Raw genomic sequence first — 302 nt, 5'->3', positions numbered from 1 at the left:
GCACCGTCGTTCGTGCCGTCAAGGTCGTCATCGGCGTCGCTCTGCGTACCGGAAGCCACCGGTGCATCCGTAGCAGGAAGTACTCCTACCTGGTAGTCGCCCGGAGCAAGGTTATCGAAGAAGTAGTTGCCGTCAGCGTCCGTGGTCGTCGTCTCGATCGCCGTTAGTTCCGCACCATCGATTATGCCGTCGTCGTTCGCATCGAAGTACAGGTTCACCGTTACACCGGCGATGCCGTATTCCAGCGGGTTAGCCAGGTCCTGGTCACCGCTGTTGTCTGCGTCGTAGAACACCGTGGAGCC

General features: G+C 59.9%; 1 protein-coding gene. It reads right to left on the bottom strand.

What is annotated here, in order from left to right:
• The coding region (locus H9S92_RS00060; protein ID WP_187464693.1) for an SdrD B-like domain-containing protein at positions 1-302 on the bottom strand (302 nt) is incomplete at both ends.

Source organism: Neolewinella lacunae (assembly GCF_014349155.1).
GTDB lineage: Bacteria > Bacteroidota > Bacteroidia > Chitinophagales > Saprospiraceae > Neolewinella > Neolewinella lacunae.
The sequence above is the reverse complement of the archived record's forward strand: the minus strand, read 5'-3'. Positions and strand labels throughout refer to the sequence as shown.